This window comes from Micromonospora sp. NPDC005291 (assembly GCF_040607415.1).
In the GTDB taxonomy this organism is placed as follows: Bacteria; Actinomycetota; Actinomycetes; order Mycobacteriales; family Micromonosporaceae; genus Micromonospora.
The window spans coordinates 103,822-116,426 of sequence record NZ_JBEXGR010000007.1; the positions used below are offsets into that span (position 1 = coordinate 103,822).

General features: G+C 71.1%; 11 protein-coding genes and 1 riboswitch. Of the genes, 8 read left to right on the top strand and 3 right to left on the bottom strand.

Annotated elements, in window-relative coordinates; all coding sequences use genetic code 11:
- Nucleotides 1-80: 80 nt before the first annotated feature.
- Nucleotides 81-2,945: an alpha/beta fold hydrolase gene (locus tag ABZT18_RS12775; protein ID WP_355251354.1), complete on the top strand. Its 2,865-nt coding sequence runs from the start codon at nucleotides 81-83 to the stop codon at nucleotides 2,943-2,945.
- Nucleotides 2,945-3,841 (top strand): ABC transporter permease subunit, encoded by an 897-nt coding sequence (locus tag ABZT18_RS12780; RefSeq protein ID WP_354994484.1) that lies wholly within the window; start codon nucleotides 2,945-2,947, stop codon nucleotides 3,839-3,841. Before ABZT18_RS12775 ends, ABZT18_RS12780 begins: the two co-directional genes overlap by 1 nt.
- Here the strand turns inward: ABZT18_RS12780 and ABZT18_RS12785 are convergent.
- Complete coding sequence (locus tag ABZT18_RS12785) at nucleotides 3,836-4,516, bottom strand: DUF4232 domain-containing protein (RefSeq protein WP_354994483.1); 681 nt, start codon at nucleotides 4,514-4,516, stop codon at nucleotides 3,836-3,838. The two genes, ABZT18_RS12780 and ABZT18_RS12785, sit on opposite strands and share 6 nt — an antisense overlap.
- 487 nt (nucleotides 4,517-5,003) lie before the next feature.
- On the opposite strand from ABZT18_RS12785, the gene ABZT18_RS12790 reads away from it, so the two are divergent.
- Complete coding sequence (locus ABZT18_RS12790; protein ID WP_354994482.1) at nucleotides 5,004-5,453, top strand: DoxX family protein; 450 nt, start codon at nucleotides 5,004-5,006, stop codon at nucleotides 5,451-5,453.
- Nucleotides 5,454-5,512: 59 nt separating this feature from the next.
- On the opposite strand, the gene ABZT18_RS12795 is transcribed toward ABZT18_RS12790, so the two are convergent.
- Nucleotides 5,513-5,809, bottom strand: coding sequence for a metalloregulator ArsR/SmtB family transcription factor (locus tag ABZT18_RS12795; protein WP_354994481.1), 297 nt, complete (start codon nucleotides 5,807-5,809; stop codon nucleotides 5,513-5,515).
- Nucleotides 5,810-5,887: 78 nt separating this feature from the next.
- Between ABZT18_RS12795 and ABZT18_RS12800 the strand changes: the two genes are divergently transcribed.
- The 4 genes from ABZT18_RS12800 to paaN all read left to right on the top strand — a co-directional run bounded on the left by ABZT18_RS12800 (nucleotide 5,888) and on the right by paaN (nucleotide 11,481).
- A complete protein-coding gene (locus tag ABZT18_RS12800; protein WP_355251357.1) occupies nucleotides 5,888-6,868 on the top strand; it encodes a DMT family transporter in 981 nt (326 codons plus the stop codon).
- 67 nt (nucleotides 6,869-6,935) lie between these two features.
- Nucleotides 6,936-7,071: riboswitch (SAM riboswitch) on the top strand.
- Between the two features lie 10 nt (nucleotides 7,072-7,081).
- Entirely contained in the window at nucleotides 7,082-8,368 is a 1,287-nt protein-coding gene (gene thrC, locus ABZT18_RS12805; protein WP_355251360.1) for a threonine synthase, read from the top strand.
- Between the two features lie 369 nt (nucleotides 8,369-8,737).
- Entirely contained in the window at nucleotides 8,738-9,757 is a 1,020-nt protein-coding gene (locus tag ABZT18_RS12810) for a GNAT family N-acetyltransferase (protein WP_354994478.1), read from the top strand.
- 50 nt (nucleotides 9,758-9,807) lie between these two features.
- Nucleotides 9,808-11,481 (top strand): phenylacetic acid degradation protein PaaN, encoded by a 1,674-nt coding sequence (paaN, locus tag ABZT18_RS12815; protein WP_355251363.1) that lies wholly within the window; start codon nucleotides 9,808-9,810, stop codon nucleotides 11,479-11,481.
- 158 nt (nucleotides 11,482-11,639) lie between these two features.
- Here the strand turns inward: paaN and ABZT18_RS12820 are convergent, their stop codons facing one another.
- Nucleotides 11,640-12,167, bottom strand: coding sequence for a GNAT family N-acetyltransferase (locus ABZT18_RS12820; RefSeq protein ID WP_355251366.1), 528 nt, complete (start codon nucleotides 12,165-12,167; stop codon nucleotides 11,640-11,642).
- A 212-nt stretch (nucleotides 12,168-12,379) separates the two neighbouring features.
- Between ABZT18_RS12820 and ABZT18_RS12825 the strand changes: the two genes are divergently transcribed.
- Nucleotides 12,380-12,583, top strand: a complete 204-nt coding sequence (locus tag ABZT18_RS12825) for a cold-shock protein (protein WP_088950422.1) — start codon at nucleotides 12,380-12,382, stop codon at nucleotides 12,581-12,583.
- Nucleotides 12,584-12,605: the final 22 nt, after the last annotated feature.

The window sequence follows — 12,605 nt, forward strand, 5'->3', positions numbered from 1 at the left end:
CCGTCACCGATCGGGGCAACCGGACGGACGTACGGCGGATCTCAGCCAACGCTCAGGCTGTGGGCCGTACCGTGTGCCGCATGACATCGCCGTCGCCGGCCGCGTGGTTCCGGCGTGCCCTGCCCACCCGCCGCCGCGCGACCGCCGCAGCGGCGGTCGTCGTGCTGTTGGCCGCAGCCGTGACCTGGGCGGTGTGGCCACAGGGACCGGGCGTACGCACTGAGAACGCGATGCTCACCGTCCGCTCCGGACCGTCCGGCGACCAGCCGGTGGACCTGGACACGACCTTCTACCTGCCGGACGACGCCTCGTCCGGCCGGAAGGTGCCGGCAGTGCTGTTGGCACACGGGTTCGGCGGCACGAAGGAGTCGGTGCGCTCCGACGCGGAGGAGTTCGCCGGGCGCGGCTACGCGGTGCTGACCTGGACCGCGCGGGGCTTCGGCCGCAGCGGCGGCGAGATCCACCTGGACAGCCCGGACTACGAGGTGCGCGACGCCGAGCGGCTGCTGGACTGGCTGGCCGCCCGGCCCGAGGTGCGCACCGACGCCGCCGGTGACCCGAAGGTCGGTGTGGTCGGTGGCTCGTACGGCGGTGGGCTGGCCCTGCTGCTGGCAGCCCAGGACCCCCGGGTGGACGCGATCGTCCCCATGATCACCTGGAATGACCTGTCCCGGGCCTTCCTCCCCGAGAGCACCGGCGGAGCGCCGACCGAGGGTGTGTTCAAGAAGGGCTGGGCTGGCCTCTTCTTCGGTGGCGGCGGCAACGTGGGTTCCGGCCCGGCCGGGCTCTCCGGTGGGACCGCCGCCCAGCCGGAGGGCGCACCGGCGTCGGCCGGCCCGCCCAGCCCGGAGCCGGGGGCGGGCCCGGGCACCGGTCCCGGTGGCGCCCCGGCCGGTGCGGCCGACCCGTCCTGCGGTCGCTTCGCCGCCGACGTGTGCGCCGCGTACCTGCGGATCGCCACCACCGGGCAGGCCGATCAGGCCGCCGTGGACCTGCTGCGTCGCTCCAGCCCGGCAGGCGTGCTGAACAAGATCACGGCACCCACCCTGCTGGTGCAGGGCGAGGCGGACACGCTCTTCCCCCTCGGTGAGGCCGACGCCAACGCGAAGGGCATCGCCGCCGCCGGCACCCCGGTGAAGGTCGCCTGGTTCACCGGCGGGCACGACGGCGGTGCCGGCCCCCGTTCAGACTCGGACCGGGTGAAGTTCCTGACCGTCCAGTGGCTCGACCACTACGTCAAGGGTGCGGGCGACGCGCCCGGCGACGACTTCACCTGGTCGCGGATCGCCGGCTTCGACGCGCTCGACCGGGGTCTCGTCGCCACCGGCTTCCGCCGCGCCGACTACCCGGGCCTGACCGGCGACGCCCGCCGGGAGGTAGCGGTCGCCGGCCCGGCCCAGTCGATCGCGAACCCGCCGAACGGCAACCCGGCCGCCATCTCCTCGATCCCGTTCGCCGGCGGGCTCGCCTCGCTGCTGGACGGCGTGGCTGGCGACGTGCCCGGCCAACACGCCCGGTTCGAGTCGGCGCCGCTGACCGAGGCGGTGGACGTCGCCGGTGCGCCTACCGTCACCCTGCGCGCCGCGTCGCCGACCGGTGAGGCGGTGCTCTTCGTCAAGCTCTACGACGTCGACAAGGACGGCGCGGCCACCCTGCCGAGCGGACTGGTCGCCCCGGTTCGCCTCACCGGCCTGCCGCAGCGGGTGCAGGACGCCCGCCCGGTCACCGTGACGCTGCCCGGGATCGTCCGCCGGGTGGAGGCCGGCCACCGGCTGCGCCTGGTGGTGGCCAGCTCCGACCAGGCGTACACCACGCCTGCCGAACCGACCGTCTACACGGTGGCGGCGGACGGCGCGGTCACTCTGCCCACGGTCAGCGGCGAGCCGATCCCGACCGCGGCGACGATCTGGCGCTGGGTGCTCGCCGGTCTGCTCGCCGCCATCGCGATCGGCCTCGTCGTGGTCGTGGCCGTGGTCCGCCGCCGGCACCGCCGCCAGGACCGGTCGGTGCATCCGGAGTACGCGGACACCCCGCTGGCCGTGCGCTCACTACGCAAGGAGTACGCGGACGGCTTCGTCGCGGTGTCGAACGTCGACTTCGAGGTGCACCCGGGTCAGGTGGTGGGTCTGCTCGGGCCGAACGGCGCCGGTAAGACCACCACACTGCGGGTGCTGATGGGCCTGACCCAGCCGACCGCCGGGGAGATCTACGTCTTCGGTCGCCGGCTGGTGCCCGGCTCGCCGGTGCTGTCCCGGATCGGCGCGCTGGTGGAGGGGCCCGGTTTCCTGCCGTACCTGTCCGGGTTGGACAACCTGAAGGCGTACTGGCAGGCCACCGGGCGGCCGGCGGAGGACGCGCACTTCGACGAGGCGCTGGAGATCGCCGGGCTGGGCGACTCCGTACACCGGAAAATCAAGAACTACAGCCACGGGATGCGTCAGCGGCTGGCGATCGCCCAGGCCATGCTCGGCCTCCCCGAGCTGCTGGTGCTGGACGAGCCGACCGACGGGCTCGACCCGCCGCAGATCGCCGAGATGCGCCGGGTGCTTCAGCGGTACGCCACGGACGGCCGGGCGGTGCTGGTCTCCAGCCACCTGCTGGCCGAGGTGGAGCAGACGTGCACGCATGCGGTGGTGGTGAACAAGGGCCGGATCGTGGCGTCCGGGCCGGTGGAGGAGATCGTGGGCGAGTCGCCGAGTGTGCTCTTCGACGTCACCGACCCGGTGGCGGCGCGGGCGGTGCTGGAGCAACTGCACGGGGTCCGCGTGTTGCCGGAGAGCGACGGCCAGCTGGTGGTCGACACCAACGGCACGGCCCGCAGCGAGGTGGTCGCCGAGCTGGTGCGTGCCGGCATCGGGGTGGACCGGGTGGTGCCCCGACGGCGCCTGGAGGACGCGTTCCTCGCCCTGGTGGGCGAGAACTCTCGGGGAAGCGGTGACCGGTGATGGCTGGCTCTTCCGTCGACACGCCGCTGGGCGTCACCGACCCGGCCGGTGCGGCCCGGGGCTACCGGCCGTCGGCGACCATGCCGTTCGCGGCGGAGTTCCGTCGGCAGGCGTCCCGGCGGAGGACCCAGCTGGCGCTCGGCTTCATGGTGCTGCTGCCGCTGATCATCCTGATCGCGTTCCAGTTCGATTCGGGCGGCGACGACGACAACGGTCGCAACGAGTTCTCCAGCCTGGTCGACCTGGCCACCTCGGGCGGGCTCAACTTCACCCTGTTCTCGATCTTCGTCTCGGCGTCGTTCCTGCTGGTGGTGGTCGTCGCGCTGTTCTGCGGCGACACGGTGGCCAGCGAGGCGAGCTGGGGCAGCCTGCGTTACCTGCTCGCGATCCCGGTGCCCCGGGCCCGGTTGTTGACGGTGAAGCTGGTGGTCGCGCTCGCGTACTCGGGACTGGCTCTGCTTCTGCTGGCCGGCACCGCGCTGTTGGCCGGCACCCTGCGCTACGGGTGGTCACCGCTGCGCAGCACGGTCGCCGCCGAGTTGGAACCCACCGAGGGGCTGCTCCGGTTGCTGGCCGTGCTCGGCTACCTGGCCGTCGTACTGCTGGTGGTGGCCGGGCTGGCGTTCCTGCTGTCGGTGATCACGGACGCCGCGTTGGGCGCGGTCGGCGGCGCGGTGCTGCTCTGGATCCTGTCCAGCATCCTGGACCAGATCACCGCCCTGGGGGCGGTGCGCGACTTCCTGCCCACCCACTTCAGCACCGCCTGGCTGGGGTTGCTCTCCACCCCGGTGCAGACCGACGACGTGGTACGCGGCTGCATCTCGGCGATCAGCTACGCGACGCTGTTCTGGGGCTTGGCGTTCTGGCGCTTCACCCGCAAGGACATCACGTCATAGCCGGCTGTCGGGTGGGCTCACCGACGATGGCACCGCGCTCGGCGCCGGCGGCGGGGCCGGTCGCGTCGGTGCCGGCGTGGACGGGTCGGCCTTCTTCCAGGCGCTGACGCCGATCCGGCCGGTGTTGCCCAGGTCGACCGGCCCGTCGGGGTCGACCTCTTCGGCCGGCTGCCCAGCAGCGGGGGCGACCGTCAGGTACTCCCCGTTGGTGGCCACCACGGTCGAATCGGTGACCAGGTTGCGCCAGAGCACCACGGCGGTGGCCCGCTCCTGGGGGGCGAGGGTGACCTTCCGGGGCGGCTGGTCGAAGCCCGAGGTGATCTCCTTGGCGCCATTGACCACGCGCAGCATGATCGGCTCGCGCTGCTCGTCGAACACGTGCAGCACCGGGTACCCGTTGAGCTGGTAGGGGCTGTCGCCGCAGTTGACCAACTCCAGGCCGAGGGCGCGCAGGCCCATCGCGGCGTCCCCGCCCGTCGACCGGATCTGGACGCCGGAGGCCGGGCACTCGGCGCTCCCCGATGGGCTTGCCTCCGTGGTGGGCGCGGTCGGCGGGCGGCTCGGGCCGTCCCCGGCCTGGCCCCGATGGTCGGCGGCAGTGCAGGCGCCGAGCATGAGAGCCGTCGCGACCGTCGCGCTGATCCCTCGCCATGCTGCGGTGCCGTGGAAGATCATGCACCGATCCTCGCCCATGCCTGAGCCGGACAACCAACTGGCCTACTGGAACACGGCCGTCGCCGTGCCCCCGTGTGTCGACCTGCCATCCGTCGGTCGGGGCGTGTAGAGCTGCCCCATGTATGGACCGGCTCAACTGCCCCCGCCGCGGGTGTCTCTCGCCGCCGACCTGACGGGCCTCCTCGTGCGCCTTTGGGGCTGAATCGGCTGCGACATCGCCGGGAGGTGGGCCTGTCGCCGCTTCCGTCGGGCACCGCCGAGTGGTCGGAGCCGTAGCTCGCCCCACATCTGGGGCAGCTCTACAGGCTGCGTGGACAGGTCGAGCGTCCGGCGCGTCGGTGACCGGTGCGGCGCTCAGGCCGGGTTGGTGCCACCCACCCCCTGCATGGTCCCGATCATGGACTATCCCAGCAACAAGGAAACATTAAACTCATCGACTTCAATACCTCATCATTGAGCAGATTCATTCTCTTCAATGGAGGTGCCCATGAACGTCTCTCGGCTCGGCGGGCCGACCCTGTCCCTGTTCCGCATCGTGACCGGCCTGCTGTTCACGTTGCACGGACTGTCCTCGATCTTCGGGTTGTTCGGCGGCAACCCGATGACCGGCACGGCAATACCCTTCGGCGCCTGGCCGGGCTGGTGGGCCGCGCTGATCCAACTGATCTGCGGCGTGCTCGTGCTGGCCGGGCTCTTCACCCGGCCCGCCGCGCTTCTCGCGTCGGGCTCGATGGCGTACGCCTATTTCGTGGTGCACCAGCCGGACGGCCTGCTGCCGCTGCGCAACGGGGGTGAGCTGGCAGCGCTCTTCTGCTGGTCGTTCCTGCTGGTCGCGGTGCTCGGTCCGGGTAACTGGGCGCTCGACACGCTGCTCGCCCGGCGTCGTGCCGGCGCTCCATCGGCTTCGGTGGCCGAGCCCAGCCCGGTATCCGTCTGACCGCACGCGCACCGCGCGTCGCCGGAGCCTCGACGAGGCGGTTCCGGCGGCGCGTCCGCTCAGGGCGTGCTGAGTACCGCGTCTAGGAGGCCGGGGTAGAGCTTGTCCAGCTCGTCGCGGCGGAGCCGCACCAGGCGGCTGGTGCCGGCGGCCCGGGTACGGGTCAGGCCGGCCTCGCGCAGCACCTTGAGGTGGTGACTGCGGGTCGCCTTGGAGACTCCGAACTCGAAGGTGCTGCAGGCGGACTCACCGCCCTGGGCGAGCGCCCGGACGATCTGTAGCCGCACGTCGTCGGCGAGTGCGGCCAGCACGGTAGTGACCGGTATGTCTTTCAGGTCGGGTTCGTGCAGCTCCATGTGACCAGTGTAACCGTTGTTCGACGATCGTCGAACAAGACCCTATGGTCGGTCCGTTGGTTCGACAATACTCGAACATTGGAGCTGGCCTTGCGATCCCGTGCCGCCGCCTATCCGCTGCTCGCCGTGCTCGGCTGGGGCGTGATGTTCCCGATCCTGGCCAGTGCGCTGACCCGGGTCGATCCGCTCAACCTGACCACCATCCGTTACCTGCTGGCCGTCCTCATCCTGGTCGCCATCCTGCTGCTCCGCGAAGGCTCGGCCGCGCTACAGCTCGGCGGCCGGGGGGTCGAAGTGGTGGTGCTCGGGGTGGTCGGCTTCGCCGGCTTCAACCTGCTCACCAGCCTGGCGCTCGCACATGCCGCCCCGCAGCAGATCGCCCTCTTCGTGGCCACCACCCCGGTGATCACCCAACTGGTCCGCTGGGCCCGCGACGGCGTACGCCCGAAGCCCCTCCTACTGGCCCTCTCGCTGGTGGCGCTCCTCGGCGTCGGCCTGGTGATCACCCGCGGAAGTCTGGCCGGACTCGGCCAGTTCGGCCTCGGCGGCGTGATGATGATCGGCGCGGTGGTCGGCTGGGGCATTTACACCCACGGCGCCAGCCGCTTCGGCGAGTGGTCGCCGTTGCGCTTCACCACTCTGACCGCGCTCGCCGGCACGGCCGCCATGCTGGCCGCGAGCATCGTCGCCGACGCCGTCGGGCGGCAGCACGCGCCGGCCGTCGGCGACGTCGTGGCGGTCGCCCCACAGGTGGCGTACGCCACGATCGGTGGCGCCGTGATCGCGGTGCTGGCCTGGAACACCGGCGTGCAGCGGCTCGGTTCCGCCAATGCCGCCCTGTTCATGAACCTGGTCCCGGTGACCACCTTCGTGGTGCAGATCACCCGGGGCTACCGGCCGGAGCCGGTCGAGCTGGTCGGCGCCGCGATCACCATCGCCGCCCTGGTCGCCGCGAACCTCGCCATGCGGACCCGGCCTCGGCCTTCGCCGCTGCCCCGGACGACGGCGGTCACGGACCCGATCGCGGTGATCGACCCGGCGGCGGTGAGCATCCGCTGACCCACGCACTGGGATCTGCGGTGGAGGTCGCCGCCCACGGTGCCTAGACTCGACGGCACAACTGAATACCTCATCCAGAGGGGCTGAGGGATACGGCCCGACGACGCCCCGGCAACCACCCCGCGCGCTCACCGCTGAGCGACCCGCGGGGCAGGTGCCAATTCCGTCCCCGCCGCACCGTGCGATGCGGGGAAAGATGAGAGGACTCTCGACATGACGTCGACGCTCGCCGCCTCCGGCATCGACACCTCCTCCAGCCCCGCTCGCGCCCTGGTCTGCCGTGCCTGCTCGGCCCGCTATCCGCTGGCCGCCCAGCACGCCTGTTACGAGTGTTTCGGCCCGCTGGAGGTCGACTACGACGCCGCCGCACTGGCCGCCGTCACCCGGGAGCAGATCGAGGCCGGCCCGAACAACATCTGGCGGTACGCCGCGCTGCTGCCGGCCGGCCAGGACCCGGCCACCCGGGTCACCCTCAACCCGGGGCTCACCCCGCTGGTGGCGGCCCCGCACCTCGCCGCCGAGCTGGGCATCACCGCGCCGCTCTGGGTCAAGGACGACAGCGCCAACCCCACCCACTCGTTCAAGGACCGGGTCGTCTCGGTGGCGCTCACCGCCGCGAAGGCGCTCGGCTTCGCCCGGTTCGCCTGCGCGTCGACCGGCAACCTGGCCAACTCGGTGGCCGCACACGCCGCCCGCGCCGGGGTGCCCTCAGTGGTCTTCATCCCCAGCGACCTGGAACAGGGCAAGGTGATCACCACGGCCGTCTATGGCGGTGAGCTGGTCGCCATCGACGGCTCGTACGACGACGTGAACCGACTCTGCGGCGAGCTGGTGGAGACCGACGAATTCGAGGACACCGCGTTCGTCAACGTCAACGTCCGGCCGTACTACGCGGAGGGCTCCAAGACGCTCGGCTACGAGGTGGCCGAGCAGCTCGGCTGGCGGATCCCCGCACAGGTGGTCATCCCGATGGCCAGCGGTGAGCTGCTCACCAAGATTGACAAGGCGTTCTCCGAGCTGGTCGAGATCGGCCTGGTCGAGGCGCCGGCCGGCGGCTGGAAGGTCTTCGGTGCCCAGTCGGCAGGTTGCAACCCGATCGCCACCGCCCTGCACGCCGACACCGACACGATCACCCCGGTCAAGCCCACCGGCATCGCCAAGTCACTCAACATCGGCGACCCGGCCGCCGGCCTCTACGCCCTGGAAGCGGTCCGCCGCACCGGCGGCTGGATGGAGTACGCCGACGACGACGAGATCCGCGCCGGCATCCGCGATCTGGCCCGCACCACCGGCGTCTTCGCCGAGACCGCTGGCGGGGTCACCGTGGCGGTGCTGCGCAAGCTGGTCGAGTCCGGTCGGCTCGATCCGACGGCGGAGACCGTCGTGTTCAACACCGGCGAGGGACTGAAGACCATCGACGCGGTAGCCGGCCAGGTCGGCCCGACCCACCACATCAAGCCCTCGCTGCGCGCCGCCCGCGACGCCGGCCTCCTCGGCTGACGTCCGCTCCGCCGGCTCCGTGCGGGTGTGATCGACTCCGTATCGCCGACATGGCGCTATCCGATGGCCTGGAAACCGCAACATCGGCGATATGAAGTGGATACGCGCCCGGGCGGGATGGGGGAGCGGGTGGATCCGCCGGGTAACTGGGTTTTCGCGGTGAGTGTGGAAAACCCGCCGCTACGGACTTGACGGCAGGAACCGGACGGCGCAAGATGCTCCGTGCGGGAGGGCATTTCGCCGAAGACTTTTGAAGTTCTTGCGACCCAACGCCGGAGGCGTTGTGCGAGTGTCCCTCCCGACCACGTTCGATCAGGCCAGCGAATATTCGCTGGCCTGATCGCTTTTCCAGGGCGCACGCTCAGCGGCATGAGCATCACGATCGCGTCGTTCGACGGCGCCGACCGGGCTTCGGTCGACGAGGCGTACCGGATCGGCGCGGCGGCCACCGAGGTTGACCTGCCGGGCTTCCGACCGTTCTGCCGACGCCGCTTCGACGCGCTGTTCCACACGCCGATGCCCGGCACCGAGTCGCTGTGGGCGCTGGTCCGGCTGGACGGCGCGCCGGCCGGCTACCTCCAGCTGGACCTGCCGCAGCTCGACAACACCGACAACGCCACCGCCGGGCTGACGGTGCATCCCGAGCTGCGGCGCCGTGGCGTCGGTCGCGCACTGCACGAGTACGGGGTACGCCTGCTCCGCGAGCACGGCCGCAAGCGGGTCGTCGCGATGACCGTCTCCGCGCTGCCGGACGGGCCGGCGCGATCAGCGGCGGGAGACGCGTTCGCCGCCACCACCGGCGCCCAGTCGGCGCTGCCCGAGGTGCGTCGCCGCCTCGACGTCGGCGCGATCGACCGGGTCGCCCTGCGCGCGGCGCTGGCCGAGGCCCGGCCGCGAGCCGAGGGCTATCAGTCGGTCTGCTGGCAGGGCTCCACCCCGCAGGAGTACGTGGCGGACATCGCCTACCTGGACGGCCGGCTGCTCATGGACGCGCCCATGGGTGACGTGCAGTGGGACCCGGAGCAGGTGGACGCCGAGCGCATCCGTGGCACCGAGCGCGCCCTGGACGCCCAGGGTCGGCGGCGCTACCACCTCGGGATGCGCCACGACGCGTCCGGGCGGCTGGTCGCCTGGACCGTGCTGGACGTGAGCGCCTCCTTCGACTGGCACGCCTTCCAGCAGATCACCATCGTCGACCCGGCCCACCGTGGGCACCGGCTCGGTCTCATCGCCAAGGCGGAGAATCTGCACCACCTGCTGACCCACGAGCCGGCGGTCCGCGTCATCGACACCTTCAACGCGGCCGGCAACAGCTACATGGTGGCGATCAACGAGCAGCTCGGCTTCCGCCCGGTGGATGCCTGGAACAACTGGCAGCTCACCCTCTGAAGGGAATCGGCGCTACTGCTCGCGGCCGGCACTCAGGCATGATGGCGGGCATGACGGAGACCACGCAGCCCCTGTACGACAGGCACGCCGACACCCTCATCCGTGCGCTGACCGCGATCACGGAGCGGGGCTACTGGTCCGCCTATCCCGAGTCCCCCAGCCCCCGGGTGTACGGCGAGACCGCCGCCGCCGACGGTAAGGCTGCCTTCGAGGCGTACCTCGGTGGCGACTTCCCGCTCGACCAGCCGGGCACCGGCGTTCGGGTCGCCACCGAGACGAGCCCGTTCGGGGTGGAGTTGGCCGTGCGTTACCCGCACGCCGGCACCGACGAGCTGGTCAGCGCTGCTTCGGCCGCCCTGCCGGCGTGGCGCGACGCCGGCCCGCAGGCCCGGGTGGGCGTCTGCCTGGAGATCCTCGACCGGCTGCACAAGCACATCTTCGAGTTGGCCAACGCGGTGCAGTTCACCAGTGGGCAGGCGTTCGTGATGGCCTTCCAGGCCGGCGGCGCGCACGCGTTGGACCGGGCGCTGGAAGCGCTGGCGTACGCGTACGCCGAGATGACCCGGCACCCGGGCACGGCGGGCTGGGAGAAGGCCGCCGGCAAGGGCGACCCGCTACGGATGACCAAGACGTTCCACGTGGTGCCGCGTGGGGTGGCGCTGGTCATCGGGTGCAACACCTTCCCGACCTGGAACTCGTACCCCGGGCTGTTCGCCTCGCTGGTCACCGGCAACCCGGTGATCGTCAAGCCGCACCCGCGCGCGGTGCTGCCGCTGGCCATCACCGTGAAGTACGCCCGGGAGGTGCTCGCCGAGGCCGGCTTCGACCCGAACCTCATCATGCTGGCGGCCGAGGCGCCCGGTGAGAAGCTCGCCAGTGACCTCGCCCTGCACCGGTCCGTGAAGATCGTCGACTTCACCGGTTCCACCGAGTACGGCGACTGGCTGGAGACGCACGCCCGGCAGGCGTCGGTCTACACCGAGAAGGCCGGTCTGAACACGGTCGTCATCGACTCCACCGACGACTTCGCGGGCATGTGCCGCAACCTCGGCTTCACGCTGACCCTCTACAGCGGTCAGATGTGCACCACCTCGCAGAACATCCTCATCCCGGCCGGTGGAATCGAGACCGACCAGGGGCACAAGAGCTTCGACGAGGTGGCCGGCGGGATCGCCGCGGCCGTCGGCAAGATCACCGCAGACCCCGCCCGAGGCGTGGAGCTGACCGGCGCGATCGTCAACGACGGGGTGTTGGAGCGGCTGGCCGAGGTGACCAAGGTCGGCGAGCCGGTGCTGGAGTCGCGGGCCGTGGCCCACCCGTCGTACGCCGACGCGGTGGTGCGTACCCCGACGATCGTGAAGTTGGGCGCGGACGACGCGGAGACGTACGGCCGGGAGTGGTTCGGGCCGATCTCGTTCGCCATCGCCACCGACTCCACCGCGCACAGCCTGGAGCTGCTGCGTCGGACGGTCGGCGAGAAGGGCGCGCTCACCGCTGCGGTCTACTCCAGTGACGAGTCGGTGCTGGACGCGACCGAGGCGGTGGCGGTCGAGGTCGGGGTGCACCTGTCCTGCAACCTGACCGGCGGGGTTTTCGTCAACCAGTCGGCGGCTTTCTCCGACTTCCACGGGAGTGGGGCCAACGCGGCGGCCAACTCGGCGTTGACCGACGGGGCGTACGTGGCTAACCGGTTCCGGATTGTGCAGTCTCGGCGTCCGGTCTGATTTGGTTGCGGTTGGGGGTTTCCGGGGCAGCCCGACCTGCTCCGGCGGTCAGGCTTGATCCCTGCGCGGGTCGGGCTGTCCCGGAAACCCTTTGTGGGCACGCTGGTCGGGGCGCATCCGGCTTTTGGGGCACAGTGGGTCTGCCCTGGGATGGTTCTTCAGGTCTGTCGGCGCATTTGTAGCTCGTTCAGGGCTGGGATCGTGGGGTGTGGGACGCGTACGCCGGTGTCGATGAAGCCCAGCCGCTGGTACGCCCGGTAGGCGCGGTCGTTGCCGACCACCACCTCCAGCAGCAGCTCCGGCCGGCCGCAGGCGCGTGACCAGGCGGCCACCTCGTCGATCAGCTCGCCGAGCAGCCCGCTGCCCCGCCAGGTCGGCGTGACGTACACGGCGTAGATCACGGTCAGCCCGGGCTCGTTCGGGGCGACCGTGCCACCGGCGTGCCCGACCAGCCGGCCGCCCGGGTCGGCGATGAACTGCGCGTTACTGGAACCGGCCGAGGTGTACGCGACCCGCGCGGCGAACTCGGTGTGCGGTCGGGCCGCCGCGTCCGCCAGGGTCTCCAGGAAGGCCAACGGTGCGTCGGCGAGCATCTCCAGGCGCAGTGCTCGCATCCGGGCGGCGTCGTCCGGCCGAACCCGACGGATCTCCGCCTGGCGAACAACGGTTGAGCCGGTAGCGGTCATGTGCGCATGCCTACCACAGGGGCTGGACGCCGTTTCCGAGCTGTGCCCGATCTCCGCCGCCTCGCGGCACCGCCTCCTTCCCTTCCTCGTGTAGCGTGCGATTTCGGTCACCTCTTTCAGCGGCCGTCATCGATCGCTGAGGCGGGTCCGAGGGCGCCCGGCCGCGCCGTGCGCCGGGCAGGCAACGCCGCGCAGAGTGAGGGAAGTGCACCGTGGCACAGGGCAGCGTGAAGTGGTTCAACGCCGAAAAGGGCTACGGCTTCATCGCCGTCGACGGCGGTCAGGACGTGTTCGTTCACTTCTCCGCGATCGAGATGGACGGCTACAAGGCGCTGGACGACGGCCAGCGGGTGGAGTTCGAGATCGCCCAGGGCCAGAAGGGCCCGCAGGCGGAGCACGTACGCGTCATCGCCTGAGTTCCTTCCCCGATCGGCCCCG

Excerpts from the sequence above, each read along its gene's own strand:
- ABZT18_RS12775 (WP_355251354.1), top strand. The coding sequence starts at position 81 with ATGACATCGCCGTCGCCGGCCGCGTGGTTCCGGCGTGCCCTGCCCACC.
- ABZT18_RS12785 (WP_354994483.1), bottom strand. The coding sequence starts at position 4,516 with ATGATCTTCCACGGCACCGCAGCATGGCGAGGGATCAGCGCGACGGTC.
- ABZT18_RS12810 (WP_354994478.1), top strand. The coding sequence starts at position 8,738 with ATGAGCATCACGATCGCGTCGTTCGACGGCGCCGACCGGGCTTCGGTC.
- ABZT18_RS12780 (WP_354994484.1), top strand. The coding sequence starts at position 2,945 with ATGGCTGGCTCTTCCGTCGACACGCCGCTGGGCGTCACCGACCCGGCC.
- paaN (WP_355251363.1), top strand. The coding sequence starts at position 9,808 with ATGACGGAGACCACGCAGCCCCTGTACGACAGGCACGCCGACACCCTC.
- thrC (WP_355251360.1), top strand. The coding sequence starts at position 7,082 with ATGACGTCGACGCTCGCCGCCTCCGGCATCGACACCTCCTCCAGCCCC.
- ABZT18_RS12820 (WP_355251366.1), bottom strand. The coding sequence starts at position 12,167 with ATGACCGCTACCGGCTCAACCGTTGTTCGCCAGGCGGAGATCCGTCGG.
- ABZT18_RS12790 (WP_354994482.1), top strand. The coding sequence starts at position 5,004 with ATGAACGTCTCTCGGCTCGGCGGGCCGACCCTGTCCCTGTTCCGCATC.
- ABZT18_RS12795 (WP_354994481.1), bottom strand. The coding sequence starts at position 5,809 with ATGGAGCTGCACGAACCCGACCTGAAAGACATACCGGTCACTACCGTG.